This is a genomic window from Geobacillus sp. GHH01 (assembly GCF_000336445.1).
In the GTDB taxonomy this organism is placed as follows: Bacteria; Bacillota; Bacilli; order Bacillales; family Anoxybacillaceae; genus Geobacillus; species Geobacillus zalihae.
This window is the reverse complement of record NC_020210.1, coordinates 639,589-654,980: the sequence shown is the minus strand read 5'-3', so window position 1 is coordinate 654,980 and position 15,392 is coordinate 639,589. Positions and strand designations below refer to the sequence as shown.

The window sequence follows — 15,392 nt, the reverse complement described above, 5'->3', positions numbered from 1 at the left end:
CCTTTTCCTGCTTGGCTCTTCACCAAAAGTTGTACTTGATTTTTTCTGAACTCTATTTACGCTTGTAAGGGAAAATCAACAAATCAGTGATTTTTTCAAATCTTTGTGCAGGAAGCTGTATTGCTTGTCAAGTACATGTTGTGGTGAAGAGCCAAAACTTTTTTCAAAAACATTCTGTGTCTATCTCATCCTTCGCACTAAACGAGAATAAACCCCGCCGTAAAGCAGCACCAATACAATAAATCCTATTTTGATGGGCATGCTGGCCGCTTTTAGGCGAAAAGCAACTCCAATCAACACAACAAGCGGCAGGCTAATCAGAATAAAATACGGCCACGACCATTGTTTCACCCACTTCACTCCTGTCTGCGATGCGGTTTCTAGTAAATTCCTTGTTAATATCATCCATTTTAATCATACACCTTGACTCTAAAAAAAAAGAGAAATCGTTCGACAATTTTGTCTTTTTTTACATATTTCGACATATTTCATGCTATTGAAATGAAACAGAGATGCTTTTAAGAGCTTGGTACAAGGTAAGCGTTGATCCAAGAAATTCTTTTTGAAATTTCCTTGCTTCACCGTATTGAATAATTTCGAAAAATACATTAAATTATATAGTAATCATCAAAACGTCACCGCACAATTGCATACGGACATTCTTATCAAGAGAGGGGGAGGGACTGGCCCGGTGAACCCTCAGCAACCTGGCCCGCGGCCAAGGTGCTAAATCCAGACAGGCGGAAGCCTGGAAGATAAGAAGAAGCGAATGAAAAGTCTTCTTCTTATAGAAGGCTTTTTTCTTTTACTACGGAGAAACGGGGGAATCGAACGTGGGATTGCTGGATGAGTTGAAAGAGCGCATTCTCATCGCCGACGGGGCGATGGGAACGCTTTTATATTCGCACGGCATTGACCGTTGTTTTGAAGAATTGAATCTATCCAATCCAGATGAAATCGTCCATATTCATGAAGCGTATATCGCCGCGGGCGCCGACGTCATTCAGACGAATACATACGGCGCCAACTATGTGAAACTCGCCCGCTACGGCCTTGAAGATGAGGTGCCGGCCATCAACCGCGCGGCGGTGCGGCTCGCCAGGCAAGCGGCGAACGGGCGGGCGTACGTGCTCGGGACGATCGGGGGGCTGCGCACGTTAAACAAAAGCGTCGTCACGCTCGAAGAAGTGAAACGGACGTTTCGCGAGCAGCTGTTTGTCCTGCTGGCTGAAGGGGTTGATGGCGTGCTGCTCGAGACGTATTACGATTTGGAAGAGTTGGAGACGGTGCTTGCCATCGCCCGCAAAGAAACGGATTTGCCGATCATCGCCCATGTGTCGCTCCATGAAGTCGGCGTCTTGCAAGATGGCACGCCGCTCGCGGACGCCCTTGCTCGCCTAGAGGCGCTCGGGGCCGATGTCGTCGGACTGAACTGTCGTCTCGGTCCATATCATATGCTTCGGTCGCTCGAGGAAGTGCCGCTGCCGAAGCAGGCGTTTTTGTCGGCGTATCCGAACGCCAGCCTCCCGGATTACCGCGATGGCCGGCTTGTCTATGAGACGAACGCTGAATATTTCGAGGAAACAGCCAAAGCGTTCCGCGACCAAGGGGTGCGCTTGATCGGCGGGTGCTGCGGCACGACGCCGAAGCATATCGCAGCGATGGCAAAAGCGCTCTCCGACCGAACGCCGGTGACGGAAAAAACGGTGAAACGGCGCGCCGTGTCTGTATCAGTGCAAGCGGATCGGCCCGCCCCATCTCCCCTTCCCGAGCTTGCCCGCACGCGCCGCTCGGTCATTGTGGAGCTGGATCCGCCGAAAAAATTGGGGATTGACAAGTTTCTTGCTGGGGCGAAAGCGCTCCATGACGCCGGCATCGATGCGCTGACGTTGGCCGACAACTCGCTCGCCACGCCGCGCATCAGCAACGCCGCTGTCGCCACGATCATCAAGGAGCGGCTCGGCGTCCGCCCGCTTGTGCATATTACATGCCGCGATCGCAATTTGATCGGCTTGCAGTCGCATTTGATGGGCTTGCATACGCTCGGCATCACCGATGTGCTCGCCATTACCGGCGACCCGTCGAAAATCGGCGACTTCCCAGGAGCAACGTCGGTGTATGATTTATCATCGTTCGATTTGATCCGCTTGATCCGCCAGTTTAACGAAGGGCTGTCGTACTCGGGCAAACCGCTTGGGCAAAAAACGAACTTCTCGATCGGCGCTGCGTTCAACCCGAACGTCCGCCATTTGGATAAAGCAGTTGAGCGAATGGAGAAAAAAATTCAATGCGGCGCCCACTATTTCTTGACCCAGCCGATTTACTCGGAAGAGAAAATCGTTGAAGTGCACGAAGCGACCAAGCATCTTGACACACCGATTTACATCGGCATTATGCCGCTTGTGAGCGCGCGCAACGCCGACTTTTTGCATCATGAAGTGCCGGGCATTACGCTCTCTGACGAGATTCGCGCCCGCATGGCCGCCTGCAGCGGTGACCCGGTGCAAGCAGCCAAGGAAGGCATCGCTATCGCCAAATCGCTCATTGACGCTGCGTTTGATTTGTTTAACGGCATTTATTTGATCACGCCGTTCTTGCGCTACGACATGACGGTCGAGCTCGTCCGCTACATTCACGAAAAAGAAGCGGCCGCCAAAGAAAGGAAGGTTGTTCATGGCTAACGTCACCTTAGAACAGCAACTGCAAAGAAAAATTCTTGTCATCGATGGCGCCATGGGCACGATGATCCAAAGCGCCAACCTATCGGCCGCCGACTTTGGCGGCGAGGCGTATGAAGGGTGCAACGAATATTTGACCCTCACCGCCCCGCATGTCATCCGCCGCATTCATGAAGCGTACCTAGAAGCCGGTGCTGATATCATTGAAACGAACACGTTCGGAGCGACACGCATCGTGCTTGACGAATATGGCCTCGGTCATTTGGCGCTTGAGCTGAACATCGAAGCGGCCAAACTCGCCAAACAAACGGCTGAGTCGTTCTCCACCCCGGACTGGCCGCGCTTTGTCGCTGGTTCGATGGGGCCGACGACGAAAACGTTGTCGGTGACAGGCGGCGCAACGTTTGAAGAACTCGTCGCCGCCTACGAAGAACAAGCGCGCGGACTGCTCTTAGGAGGCGTCGACCTTCTCCTACTCGAGACGTGCCAAGATACGCTGAATGTCAAAGCCGGTTTTCTCGGCATTTCGAAGGCGTTTGAAGCGGTCAGCCGCCGCGTGCCGCTCATGATTTCCGGCACGATCGAACCGATGGGCACGACGCTCGCCGGGCAGGCGATCGATGCGTTTTTCATCTCGGTGCGCCATATGAAGCCGATCGCCGTCGGCTTAAACTGCGCAACCGGTCCGGAGTTTATGACCGACCATTTGCGCACGCTCGCCTCGCTCGCTGACACGGCGGTCAGCTGCTACCCGAACGCCGGTCTGCCGGATGAGGAAGGCCGCTATCATGAAACGCCGGAGATGTTGGCAGAGAAAATCCGCCGCTTTGCCGAAAAGGGATGGATCAACATCGTCGGCGGGTGTTGCGGCACGACGCCGGATCATATCCGCGCCATTGCCGAAGCGGTGCGTGATCTCCCGCCGCGGGCGATTCCGTCTTCGTTTGATGTCCACGCCGTTTCCGGCATCGAGGCGCTCATCTATGATGAAACGATGCGTCCGCTCTTTGTCGGCGAGCGGACAAACGTGATCGGCTCGCGCAAATTCAAGCGCCTCATCGCCGAAGGGAAATACGAAGAAGCGGCGGAAATCGCCCGCGCCCAAGTGAAAAACGGCGCCCATGTCATCGACATTTGCCTCGCCGACCCAGACCGCGACGAACTCCATGACATGGAGCAGTTCGTCCGCGAAGTCGTGAAAAAAGTGAAAGTGCCGCTTGTCATCGATTCGACCGACGAGCGCGTCATTGAACGCGCTCTCACCTATTCGCAAGGAAAAGCGATCATTAACTCGATCAACTTGGAAGACGGCGAGGAGCGGTTTGCAAAAGTCGTGCCGCTGCTTCATCAATACGGCGCCGCCGTCGTCGTCGGCACGATCGATGAACAGGGAATGGCCGTCACCGCTGAGCGAAAACTTGAAATCGCCTTGCGTTCGTATGACTTGCTGGTGAACCGCTACGGCGTCCCCGAGCGCGACATCATTTTCGACCCGCTCGTCTTCCCGGTCGGCACCGGCGATGAGCAATACATCGGCGCGGCGAAAGAAACCATTGAGGGCATCCGCCTCATTAAAGAGCGGCTGCCTCATTGCTTGACGATGCTTGGCATCAGCAACGTCTCGTTCGGCTTGCCGCCGGCCGGACGCGAAGTGCTCAACTCCGTCTTTTTGTACCATTGCACGCAAGCCGGGCTCGATTACGCCATCGTCAACACCGAGAAATTGGAGCGGTTCGCCTCGATTCCGGAAGAGGAAGTGCGAATGGCTGAGGCGCTTCTTTTTGACACAAACGACGAAACATTAAACGCCTTTATCGAATTTTACCGAAGCAAAATCACCGCCGCCAAACCGGCGCAGACGAACTTGAGCTTGGAAGAGCGGCTCGCCCGCTACGTTATTGAAGGGTCGAAAGACGGGCTCATTCCCGATTTGGAAAAGGCGCTTGAGACCTACTCCGATCCGCTGTCCATCATCAACGGTCCGCTCATGGCCGGCATGGATGAAGTCGGGCGGCTGTTCAACAACAACCAGCTTATCGTCGCTGAAGTATTGCAAAGCGCGGAAGTGATGAAAGCAGCGGTCGCCTTTTTAGAGCCGTATATGGAAAAGAAAGAAGGAAGCACAAAAGGAAAAGTCATTCTCGCCACCGTCAAAGGCGATGTGCATGACATCGGCAAAAACTTGGTCGACATCATTTTAAGCAACAACGGCTACGAGGTGATCGACCTCGGCATTAAAGTCGCTCCGCAGCAACTCATTGAAGCGGTGCGCGAACATCAGCCGGACATCATCGGGTTGTCGGGCTTGCTTGTGAAATCGGCTCAACAGATGGTCGTCACCGCCCAAGACTTGCGCCAAGCGGGCATCTCGACCCCGATTTTAGTCGGCGGCGCCGCCTTGACGCGCAAATTTACCGAAAACAAAATCGCGCCCGAATACGACGGCATCGTCTTGTACGCAAAAGACGCCATGGACGGGCTCGCCCTTGCCAACCAAATCCAGCAGGGCGAGATTGACTACAAGAAAAAAGAAACGGCCGAAAGCGAGCCAACGCGGCAAACGACGGTGGTCACAGCGGTCAAATCGAACGTCTCGACCGACGTTCCCGTCTACATCCCAGCCGATCTCGAGCGCCACGTGCTGCGAAACGTGCCGCTTGACCACATTTTGCCGTACGTCAACTGGCAAATGGTGCTCGGCCACCACCTCGGCTTGAAAGGAAAAGTGAAACGGTTGCTTGAAGAGAAAGACGAAAAAGCGTTGGCGTTAAAAGCGGTCATCGACGAACTCGTCCACGAAGCGAAAGAGCGCCGCTGGATTCAGCCTGCCGGCGTCTACCGCTTCTTCCCGGCGCAAAGCGACGGCAACCGGGTTTACATTTACGATCCGACTGACGGCAAAACAGTGCTCGAGATGTTCGACTTTCCGCGCCAGCCGCGGGCGCCGCATCTTTGCCTCGCCGATTATTTGAAATCGAAAGAAAGCGGCGAAATGGATTACGTCGGTTTGTTCGCCGTCACCGCCGGGCATGGCGTCCGCGAACTCGCCCAGCGCTGGAAGGAAGAAGGCGAATTTTTGAAAAGCCATGCCATCCAAGCGTTGGCGCTCGAGATTGCCGAAGGGTTCGCCGAACGAGTCCATCAAATTATGCGCGACCGCTGGGGCTTCCCGGACGACCCGGATTTCACGATGGAAGAGCGCTTCGCCGCCAAATACCAAGGCCAGCGCTACTCGTTCGGCTACCCGGCCTGTCCGAACTTGGAAGACCAGGAGAAACTGTTCCGTCTGCTTCATCCAGAAGACATCGGCATCCGTCTCACCGACGGCTATATGATGGAACCCGAAGCATCGGTTTCCGCGATCGTCTTCGCCCATCCGGAAGCGCGGTATTTCAATGTGTTATAAGCGGGGAACGAGAAACGAGCTGGACTATGTGAGCCAGCTCGTTTGCTTTTTACGCACCAACCCTTGGCCGCGGAGATGTTTCCCGTTTTTTAGCAAAAAAAGACGAGGAATTGGCGATCTAGGAAAATCGCGATGTTTGTTCAAGTGTCAACCATCATTGATTCAAATGATGGATTCAGGCATATAGCATTCCACGCCAAGCCGACGAAAATCTTTTTCGTTCCAGGTGATGATCCCTTGGATGGATGAAGTGTGCTGCGCCAGCGCCGAAAGATACGCGTCAGCAAAATCGACACTGCAACGGGCGTAATCGTCCAATGCCTTTCCAACAACTTCTTTGTCTATCGTCTTAATACAAGAAGCCTCCATGATTTGCTTCAGCTTACTTGCGATTTCTCCTTTCGTATACCCGTACCGTTTCGACTCGAGCACCCAGCAGCATTCCGCCACGACAAGAGGATGCAATAGGAACGCAAATTCACCGTTGACCGCCTTTTCAAATACCCGATAGGCAACCAAAGATTGTTCTTCATCGTCATTGGTTAAAAAACGAATGATGATGTTCGTATCTAAAATATACACCTTTCATCCTCTTCTCCCTATCATCTACTCCTCGTTCTTTTCCCTCTTGGACATCCGTTCCTCTTTCGCCTGTTTGCGAATATCCTCCCATGTCATCGGACGACTGTCCCCCCTAGGCGGCATGGTGCCGAACAAAGATAGCAACGCATCTTTCTTTTTCACCTTTAACGTCACCTCTTGATTTTCCCCATAAACAAACGCGACTTGGTCTCCCGGTTCTGCCCCAAGCACTTCTCTGATCTTCATTGGAATCGTCACTTGATGTTTCGAAGAAAGTGTGGAGTAATACGTATACGTTTCATGTGAGGATGGCTTCATCACAAATCCTCCTTCCCTCTTTGCTAATCATTTTATCTTTGCTTAATCAAAAAGTAAAGATTGTCTAATCCCCCAAGACTTCTATGGCAAGAAACGAAAAAACAGAAGAGAAAAACATGTTTCCCAAATTTCCAGATCTATTGAACAGCACGGTCCATCCCCTCTTCACACATAATTCCCCTCCTCCGTCCCATACTAACGATGACAATACATGCTAAGGAGGAACAAACATGGTCACAAAGCAACAAACGACGCTGCCCCCGCAGCACCAGACGCGCCAGCCCGGCCTGCAAACGGAGATGAACCCGCAGCCGGTCACCATCAAAGACACCTATAAAGGAAGCGGCAAGCTCGAAAACAGAGTCGCCATCATCAGCGGCGGCGACAGCGGCATCGGCCGGGCGGTCGCGGTCCATTTTGCCAAGGAAGGAGCCGATGTGGCGATCATCTATCTCAACGAACATGAAGACGCCGAAGAAACGAAACGGCTTGTCGAACAGGAAGGAAGACGGTGCCTGGCGATGGCGGGAGACATCGGGGATGAAGCGTTTTGCAAAGAAGCGGTGAAACAGACGATCGAAGCGTTCGGCAAGCTCGATATCGTCGTCAATAACGCCGCTGAACAGCACCCGCAGCCGAACTTTCTCAACATCACCGCCGCGCAGCTGGAAAAAACGTTTCGCACGAACGTATTCGGCTGCTTTTTCCTAACGAAAGCGGCGCTCCCGCACTTAAAGAACGGAAGCGCCATTATCAACACCGCTTCGGTCACCGCCTACGAAGGAAACGAACAGCTCATCGACTACTCGGCGACAAAAGGGGCGATCGTCGCCTTCACCCGCTCGCTCGCCAAAGCGCTCGTCGGCCAAGGCATTCGCGTCAATGGCGTCGCCCCAGGCCCGATTTGGACGCCGCTCATCCCGTCGACGTTCAAAAGCGAGCAAGTCGCCACATTCGGCGCCAACACCCCGATGAAACGTCCCGGCCAACCGTGCGAAGTCGCCCCGTGCTACGTCTTTTTGGCGAGCGACGAATCGTCGTACATGACCGGGCAAATGCTTCATGTAAATGGCGGCAAGTTCATCAGCGATTGACCGCAGCCACCGCTGTTGCCAATCATTTTTAACAAAATCGCGTTACCTTTTCTCACAAAAATATGGCGTGATTGTAAAAAAACGAGTACGATAAAACTACGATGTTCCTCTACTTCTTTACAAGGTGCCCCTCTTCTCTCCGTCCACTCCGGAATGGGGTGGATTTTTTTTTCACGTTAAAGGTTCACTAAAGGTAGATCGTTTATCATCATAACTGTAAGGCGGCCGCTTACAACCATAATCTCAAGGAGGTATCACCATGCTCAACAAAGTATTATCTATGAAGACAGCCAAAACGAAAGCCGTCGCGATCACGCTCGGCACAGCACTTGTCACCTCGTTAGGAGCGGTAACAGGCTTTGCTGCAAATTCAATGAACACTTTTCCTGTTTTGGTTTTCGTGATCGTACAAGCCTTGATGATATGGTGGGCAGGAATCTCCCGGTGTTGCTTGAACTTGATCCATTTCAGTTTGGGCAGCTTGATATAGCCATCTGAAAGCTTGATGTTGCCATTCACCATATTTGTGGTGTACGACTGTTTCGCCTTGCGGTTTTTGAACTTAGGAAATCTAGCGCGGCCAGAAAAGAAGTGTTGAAACGCTTTCTGCAAATTCAATTGGGCGTTTGCCAGCGCAAGGCTGTCCACTTCTTTTTAAGCAACGCGATTCATGATGTGATATTGTCCATGGAAGCTGCCGTGACTGACAAACATATTCAGCTCACGTGTTCCATTGAACCTGACGTCATGATAAAAAGTGATCCAGAAAGAATCAAACAGGTGATCGCCATTTTATTTGAGAATGCCATCAAATATACAAATGAAAACGGGAAGATCGATCTATCTCTCATGAAATCAAAACGTCATATTGTATTTTCCATAAAAAACACCGGGAAAGGGATCGGGAAACAAGACTTGCCAAGTCAAATAAGCATCGACACTCCGATTATCCAAAGGGTTGCTTAATTTTCCCTTAATTTTTTCGTTTCTTCCTTCCAAACCTGAACATACGCTGTCCACAATACTTTTGCATGGTGACCAAAATGAAAATATGATCATGCTCGAAAACAAAAAAACGCCCGCCAATACGACGGACGTCTCTTTGCCAACACCGCTTCTTTCTAACGCTGTGCACACGACCCCCGCTCCACGAGCCGGTGCGGGATGATGATGCGTTTGATCGGTTCATTCGGGTTGGTGATTTTCTCAATTAAACTTTTCGCCGCTTCGTAGCCGAGCTGAAAAATGCCGATGTCAACCGACGTGAGCGGCGGACGCGACATTTCGGCGAGCAGCGTGTTGTTGAAGCTGACGATCGAAACATCTTCCGGGACGCCAAGCCCCATTTCATCAAGCGTTTTCAAGATGCCGAGCGCCATGAGATCATCGGCGACGACAAGCCCGGTCGGCGGCTCAGGCAACGAAAGAAGCTCCTTCATCGCCTCTTGGCCGCCTTCCTGCAAAAATTCTGCATGGACGACGTATTCCGGCCGGTACGGAAGCCCCGCCTCCTGCAAGGCCGCGGCGTAGCCGGTTTGGCGGTCGACGGTCACCAAATATTGCGGATTGCCGCCGACAAACGCGATGCGTTCGTGCCCGCGAGCGATCAACCAGTTTGCCGCATCTTTCCCCGCCTGGACGTTGTCGTTGTCGACATGGGTCACTTGTTCCGCTTTTTGGTGCGGTTTGCCGATGACGACGAACGGAAAGCCATGCTTTAACAAGTACTTCATGAGCTTATCGTTTTGCCGCGAGTAAAGCAAAATAACGCCGTCGACGCGCCGTCCTTGCAGCATCTCCACGACTCGCTCGTAAATGTCGTTCTCTTTCTCTCCGGTCGACATTTGCAAAGCATATCGCTTTTCATGGGCGGCTTTGCTGATGCCGCGGATGACTTCCGGGAAAAACGGGTTTTGCAGCGCTTGGTCGGCGGAGCTCGGCATGACGATGCCGATCACTTGCGTCATTTGGCTCGCGAGGCTGCGAGCAATAAAGTTCGGATGATAGCCGAGCTCTTTCATCACTTCGCGCACCCGCTGCTTCGTCTTCTCGCTGATGCGCGGGCTGTCGGCGATGACGCGCGACACGGTCGACGGCGCGACATTGGCCCTTTTCGCCACATCTTTAATCGTAACGGTCATAAGGTCCCTCCTTTCCCTCTATTCCGGCATCCGCTTCGCCCGTTTTTTCACCAAATACAAAAACAAAAGAAACAACACGTAAACCGATACGATGGCGGCGATAAACGGAACGTTGATCCCTGTTTTTTCCCGCAGTTTGTACACTTCCGCCGTTTCGCGGTCGAGCACAAGATCGTATCCGTCGCCATCGCCGCGGACGAGATCGTCCAATAAAAAGCCGCGCAGTTCCTTGTTTTTTGGCAGCTGGTCGTTCGTTAGGTGAACGTGCTGCGTTTCGCCCGTGTTGTTGATGGCGATAACCGTTGTTTCATCTTCATATTGCCGTTTCCACACCGCCATGCCGTCTTTTTCATACAGGAGCGTAAAATCGCCGCGCCGCAAAGACGGCAGCTGTTGGCGGAGCGGGCCGATTTTTTTCAAGTAATCGATGATCTCCGGATCAGCGCGGAAATCCATCAGACGGCGGTTGTCCGGGTCTTCGCCGCCGTTCATGGCGATTTCCGTTCCGTAATACATGATCGGGATGCCGGGGGCGGTGAACAAATACGTCATCGCCAGCTTGATGCGTGAAATCGGATTGTTGCGGTTGTCAATCGAAAGTTTCGTAAACCGCACGGTATCGTGATTGTCCAAAAACGTCCCGAGCAAGTACGGGCGGTCGTAAAACGTTTTGTTGTATTCCCAGACGTCATACAGCGGGCGCAGTGACGCATCGCGCCTAGCAAGCGACTGCTTCACCGCGCCATACAGCGGATAATCGACAAAACCGTCGATGCCGTATTGGCCGTACTCGGCAATATAGCGCGGATCGTCGCTCCACACTTCGCCAAGAAGGAAAAAGTCTTGTTTCACCGATTTCACTTCTTTGGCGAACTCCTGCCAAAATGATTTTGGCACATGGCGCACCGTATCGAGGCGATAGCCGTCAATGTCCGTTTCTTTGATCCACCATTTGGCCGCATCGATTAAATATTTCTTGACTTCTGGATTTTCCTGCGCTAAATCCGGCAGCCCATACACCCATCCGTTTTCTAGTTGTGTTTGATCATTCCAGTCGAAAATCTCTTTTTTCGGATGGAACCAATCTTTTTTCGCCGGGTCGCGAAGCCATGGATGGTCGTAGCCGACATGGTTGGCGACAAAATCCAAAATGACTTTCATGTCGCGCTTGTGCGCTTCTTTGACGAGTGTTTTCAAATCGCCCAGCGTGCCAAAGTGCGGATCGACTTGATAAAAATCTTCAATCCAATAGCCATGATAACCGCCCGGCATGTTTTTAAAAATCGGCGTCAGCCAAATGGCCGTAAATCCCATCTCCTTGATGTAATCGAGTTTCGCCGTCACCCCTTTCAAGTCGCCGCCGAAATACCCTTTCGGATCGTTCACATTCACGTTCTGGTCGTTTGTCGGATCCATATTGTTAAACCGGTCGACCATAATGAAATAAATGGCTTCATCTTGCCACGTCCGTTCTTCTTTCTCCGCCGCCGCAGCCGGCATGGCATAAAAAAGAAGGAACGGAAGGACGAGCAGCATAAAGAGCCGGTTCCCCATTTCCATTCCTCCCTTCCCGATTCATTTGCTCGTTCGGAAACGGGTAAGCCCCCTATTCTATGATAGCGGTTCTTACCCTTTTGTGCCACCAGCCGTTAAGCCAGAAATCAAATACCGCTGCAGGAACAAAAAGACGACGGCAATCGGGGCGGCGATCAAAATCGAGCCGGCGGCAAAGCGGGTGAAGTTGTTCGCGAACCGGTCGCTGATAAAGTTGAACAGCCCGACCGCCAGCGTAAATTTGTCCGGATCGCGCAAGACGATCGACGGCAGCAAAAAGTCGGTGAACGGCGCCATAAAGTTGAACAACGCGACAACGGCCAAAATCGGCTTGGCCAAAGGCAGCATAATGCGGAAAAAGACGCCGAAATGCCCGGCGCCGTCGATGCGCGCCGCCTCATCCAGCTCGCGCGGAATCGTATCAAAGTAGCCTTTGACCAGCCAGGCGTTAAACGGAATTTGTCCGCCTACATAAATGAGAATGAGCCCCCACAGCGAATCGAGCAAATGGAGCATATTGAGCAAAATATAGATCGCCACCATCGCCATGAGCGACGGAAACATTTGCAACACTAAAAACAAATACAGCCCCGTTTTCCGCCCGACGAATTTGTAGCGCGAAAACGCATAGGCGATGAGCGCCGTAAACAAGACGGACAACGCCGCATTGGCCGCCGCGACAAACAAGCTGTTTTTATACCAAAGCAAATAATCGCTGTTCGGACTGGTAAACAACCACTTATAGTGCTCAAACGACCACTTCTCCGGGATGAGCGACGCCGAATACAGGCTCGTTCCTGGATTGAGCGACATACTGATCGTCCAAAGGAGCGGATAGGCGATGACGACAAACATGAAGGAGATAAACAAATAAATAAGCGCTACTTCCACGCGCGATTTCCATTTGCGGTTCATCAAATGTTCCCCTCCTCTTTAAAGGAACGGGTGCGCCGGAACTGGTAAATGGCAAACCCGCTGACGATCAAGCCGATGATGAGCGAAATCGCCGCCGCCATGTTGTAGTTGTTCGTCGTGAACGTCAAATCGTACACCCATGAAATGAGGATGTCCGTTCCACCGGCGTTTTGTCCGCGCACGGCCGGTCCGCCGTCGTTGAACAAATAGATGATGTTAAAGTTGTTGAAATTGCCGGCGTATTGCATAATCAACAGCGGTGCGGTCGCATACAGGACGTGCGGCAGCGTGATCGATTTGAACTTTTGCCAGCGCGTCGCCCCGTCGATGTCGGCCGCTTCGTACCAGTCGCGGGAAATGCTTTGCAAAACGCCGGTAAACAACGCAAAGACGAACGGGAAGCCAAGCCACGTTTGAATCAAAATAAGCGCCACTTTCGTCCAAAACGGATCGGTCATCCACGGGATCGACACCCCAAACAAACTCAACACTTCGCGGTTGATGGCTCCGAATTTGTCGTTGAACATCGCCGCAAACACCAAAATCGTGACAAACGCTGGCACGGCCCACGGCAAAATCAACACCGTGCGGATGAACCGCTTGAACTTGATGCGCGGGTCGTTGACAAGGAGCGCCAAAAACAGGCCAAGGGCGATTTGCGCCGTTGTCGCCACCACGGTCCAAACGATCGTCCAGGCGAGAACGCTAAAAAACGTGCTTTTCCAAATCGGAATCGACACTAAGTTTTTGAAGTTTTCCAATCCAACCCAATTCAGCAAATGCCGTGGCGGCGAGTGGTACAAGTTGTAGTCGGTAAATGCGAGCGACACCATAAACAACAGCGGCAGCACCACGATAAACAACAGCATCACAAGCCCGGGCGTCACAAAGATGTACGGAAACCCCCGATCCCACGCATGACGGCACGATTCGATCAGCGATGGGAACGGCTCGCCGCGCTGCCGACGGCGGGCGTCGTTGCGCGCATCAATGATGTTCGCAATATGCAGGGCGGCCGCAAACACGATGATGATGACCGAAACCAATCCTTGAATCAAGAGAAAAATCGAATGATCCAACATTGGGATTTCGCCAAGCGTGACGAGCCCCCACAGCCCGATGTTCAAAAAGTTATAAAACGTCAGCAAAAACGAAGCTTCAATGATGATGAACAAGATGCCTTTGACATACCGGCGGTTGTACAATTGCCCAAGGCCGGCAAACAACAGCGACAGCGCCATCGCCACCGCCGGCCGATGGCGGACGTTTGCTTCCGGCATTCCAATCCCCCCTATCGTATGGATAAGAATGGTGGATAGGGCTGATCCTATCCACCACGATATCACGCGTTATTTTCCAGCGCCGCTGGCGGCGATTTTATCTTGAATCGTTTTGACCGCCTCACTCAGCACCGCTTTCGGGTTGTCGCCTTTCGCGATAAATTGCAAGGCATTGCCCATCGGCTCCCACACTTGCGACATTTCCGGCACGTTCGGCATCGGCTCGCCGTATTGGATTTGCTCCGCAAAGCCGGCGATCAGCGGGTCGTTCGTAATTTTCTCATTTGTCAACGCTTTTTCATTCGCCGGCATTTCACCTGCCACTTCATAGTAATGGAGCGAATTTTCTTCGTTCGTCACAAATTTCATGAAATCGACCGCCCATTCTTTGTTTTGTGAATAGGCTGATAACATCCATGTTTTCACGCCGACGAACGATTTCGGATGCTCGCCGTTGTCTAAGACCGGCAACGGTGCGGTCGCTAATTTGTCGCCCAACGCTTCTTTATACGACGCGATGTTCCATGGTCCGGTGATGGCAACCGCCACATTTCCTTTCGTAAACAGCCCGTTCATAATATCGCCGGTGATTTCTTTCGGAATGTAGCCGTTTTTAAACCACGATTGGACGAGCTCGGCTCCTTTGACGGCTCCATCATTCGCGAGCCCAATGTCGCTTATGTCGTATTTGCCGTTTTCATTTTTAAACACATAGCCGCCGTATCCGGCGAAGAACGGATAGACAAAATAGAAGTTGGCTGCTTCCATTAAAAAGCCATATTGGTCTTTCGCTGCATTCGTTTTTTCCTTGGCGATCTTCATCAAGTCTTCCATCGTTTTCGGCGCTTCTGAAACTAAGTTTTTATTGTAGAACACGCCGTACGTTTCGACGACCATCGGCACGCCGTACGTTTTCCCGTCATAGGTGACCGCGTTGATGGCTGTCGGACTGTACTCGCCTTTCGCATCGCCAAGGTCGACTGGATCGGCCAATCCTTGCAGCACAATGTCGCCGATGCGGTCATGCGGCTGGTAGAACACATCCGGCCCTTTGCCAGCCGGTCCGTCGAGCGCTAGTTTTTTCGTTTGATCGAGCATGTTGACCCCAACCATCTCGATTTTGATTCCGGTTTTTTCTGTGTACTTTTGAAAAATATCCTTTAACGCTTGTTTTTGTTTTTCATCATCGTTCACCCACACGACGAGTTTCTCTGGCTTTTTGTCCTGTTCTGCCGTCTTTTGGTCGTTTCCTTTCGGCTGCTGGACATCGCGCTTGGGACCGCAGGCACCCAGCACGCCAATCAACAACACGGCCATGAGAAAGAAAGATAACGCTTTTCTCATAATCCCCCTCCTGTCATCATGACGGAATCTTAGCGGTACAATCATAAGGAAAACGTTTGCGCAAATAAGTTTTAATCCTT

The 15,392-nt window shown here is 52.2% G+C and carries 12 protein-coding genes, 1 pseudogene and 1 riboswitch; of the genes and pseudogenes, 4 read left to right on the top strand and 9 right to left on the bottom strand.

Features of this window, described 5'->3' with window-relative positions:
- Nucleotides 1–180: 180 nt before the first annotated feature.
- On the bottom strand, nucleotides 181–351 hold the full coding sequence (locus GHH_RS19080; RefSeq protein ID WP_015374078.1) for a hypothetical protein: 171 nt from the start codon (nucleotides 349–351) through the stop codon (nucleotides 181–183).
- A gap of 308 nt (nucleotides 352–659) precedes the next feature.
- A riboswitch (SAM riboswitch) is annotated at nucleotides 660–762 on the top strand.
- Nucleotides 763–833: 71 nt separating this feature from the next.
- On the opposite strand from GHH_RS19080, the gene GHH_RS03325 reads away from it, so the two are divergent.
- Both GHH_RS03325 and metH read left to right on the top strand, forming a co-directional pair.
- The gene (locus GHH_RS03325) at nucleotides 834–2,681 is read left to right on the top strand and encodes a bifunctional homocysteine S-methyltransferase/methylenetetrahydrofolate reductase (RefSeq protein WP_015374077.1); all 1,848 of its coding nucleotides are present in this window, start codon (nucleotides 834–836) and stop codon (nucleotides 2,679–2,681) included.
- Nucleotides 2,674–6,084, top strand: coding sequence for a methionine synthase (gene metH / locus GHH_RS03320; RefSeq protein ID WP_015374076.1), 3,411 nt, complete (start codon nucleotides 2,674–2,676; stop codon nucleotides 6,082–6,084). Before GHH_RS03325 ends, metH begins: the two co-directional genes overlap by 8 nt.
- 162 nt (nucleotides 6,085–6,246) lie before the next feature.
- Here the strand turns inward: metH and GHH_RS03315 are convergent, their stop codons facing one another.
- Entirely contained in the window at nucleotides 6,247–6,666 is a 420-nt protein-coding gene (locus GHH_RS03315; RefSeq protein ID WP_015374075.1) for a PIN domain-containing protein, read from the bottom strand.
- A gap of 24 nt (nucleotides 6,667–6,690) precedes the next feature.
- Nucleotides 6,691–6,984, bottom strand: a complete 294-nt coding sequence (locus tag GHH_RS03310; RefSeq protein WP_013523104.1) for an AbrB/MazE/SpoVT family DNA-binding domain-containing protein — start codon at nucleotides 6,982–6,984, stop codon at nucleotides 6,691–6,693.
- Between the two features lie 230 nt (nucleotides 6,985–7,214).
- Between GHH_RS03310 and GHH_RS03305 the strand changes: the two genes are divergently transcribed.
- Nucleotides 7,215–8,078 carry an SDR family oxidoreductase gene (locus GHH_RS03305; RefSeq protein ID WP_015374074.1) on the top strand — a complete coding sequence of 288 codons (864 nt, stop codon included), beginning with the start codon at nucleotides 7,215–7,217 and terminating at the stop codon, nucleotides 8,076–8,078.
- Nucleotides 8,079–8,450: 372 nt separating this feature from the next.
- On the opposite strand, the pseudogene GHH_RS03300 reads toward GHH_RS03305, so the two are convergent.
- Nucleotides 8,451–8,732, bottom strand: a pseudogene (locus GHH_RS03300) (RNA-guided endonuclease TnpB family protein); the annotation flags it as partial.
- Between the two features lie 33 nt (nucleotides 8,733–8,765).
- Here GHH_RS03300 and GHH_RS03295 point away from each other — a divergent pair.
- A complete protein-coding gene (locus tag GHH_RS03295; protein ID WP_033011693.1) occupies nucleotides 8,766–9,044 on the top strand; it encodes an ATP-binding protein in 279 nt (92 codons plus the stop codon).
- Nucleotides 9,045–9,199: 155 nt separating this feature from the next.
- Here GHH_RS03295 and GHH_RS03290 read toward each other — a convergent pair whose 3' ends face one another.
- From GHH_RS03290 to GHH_RS03270, 5 genes are all read right to left on the bottom strand, one after another.
- Nucleotides 9,200–10,219: a LacI family DNA-binding transcriptional regulator gene (locus tag GHH_RS03290; protein WP_015374072.1), complete on the bottom strand. Its 1,020-nt coding sequence runs from the start codon at nucleotides 10,217–10,219 to the stop codon at nucleotides 9,200–9,202.
- Between the two features lie 18 nt (nucleotides 10,220–10,237).
- Nucleotides 10,238–11,773 carry an alpha-amylase family glycosyl hydrolase gene (locus GHH_RS03285; RefSeq protein WP_015374071.1) on the bottom strand — a complete coding sequence of 512 codons (1,536 nt, stop codon included), beginning with the start codon at nucleotides 11,771–11,773 and terminating at the stop codon, nucleotides 10,238–10,240.
- Nucleotides 11,774–11,845: 72 nt separating this feature from the next.
- Nucleotides 11,846–12,688 (bottom strand): sugar ABC transporter permease, encoded by an 843-nt coding sequence (locus GHH_RS03280; protein ID WP_015374070.1) that lies wholly within the window; start codon nucleotides 12,686–12,688, stop codon nucleotides 11,846–11,848.
- A complete protein-coding gene (locus tag GHH_RS03275; RefSeq protein WP_015374069.1) occupies nucleotides 12,688–13,968 on the bottom strand; it encodes a sugar ABC transporter permease in 1,281 nt (426 codons plus the stop codon). The genes GHH_RS03280 and GHH_RS03275 overlap by 1 nt, the downstream gene beginning before the upstream one ends.
- Before the next feature lie 69 nt (nucleotides 13,969–14,037).
- Nucleotides 14,038–15,312 carry an extracellular solute-binding protein gene (locus GHH_RS03270; RefSeq protein WP_015374068.1) on the bottom strand — a complete coding sequence of 425 codons (1,275 nt, stop codon included), beginning with the start codon at nucleotides 15,310–15,312 and terminating at the stop codon, nucleotides 14,038–14,040.
- Nucleotides 15,313–15,392: the final 80 nt, after the last annotated feature.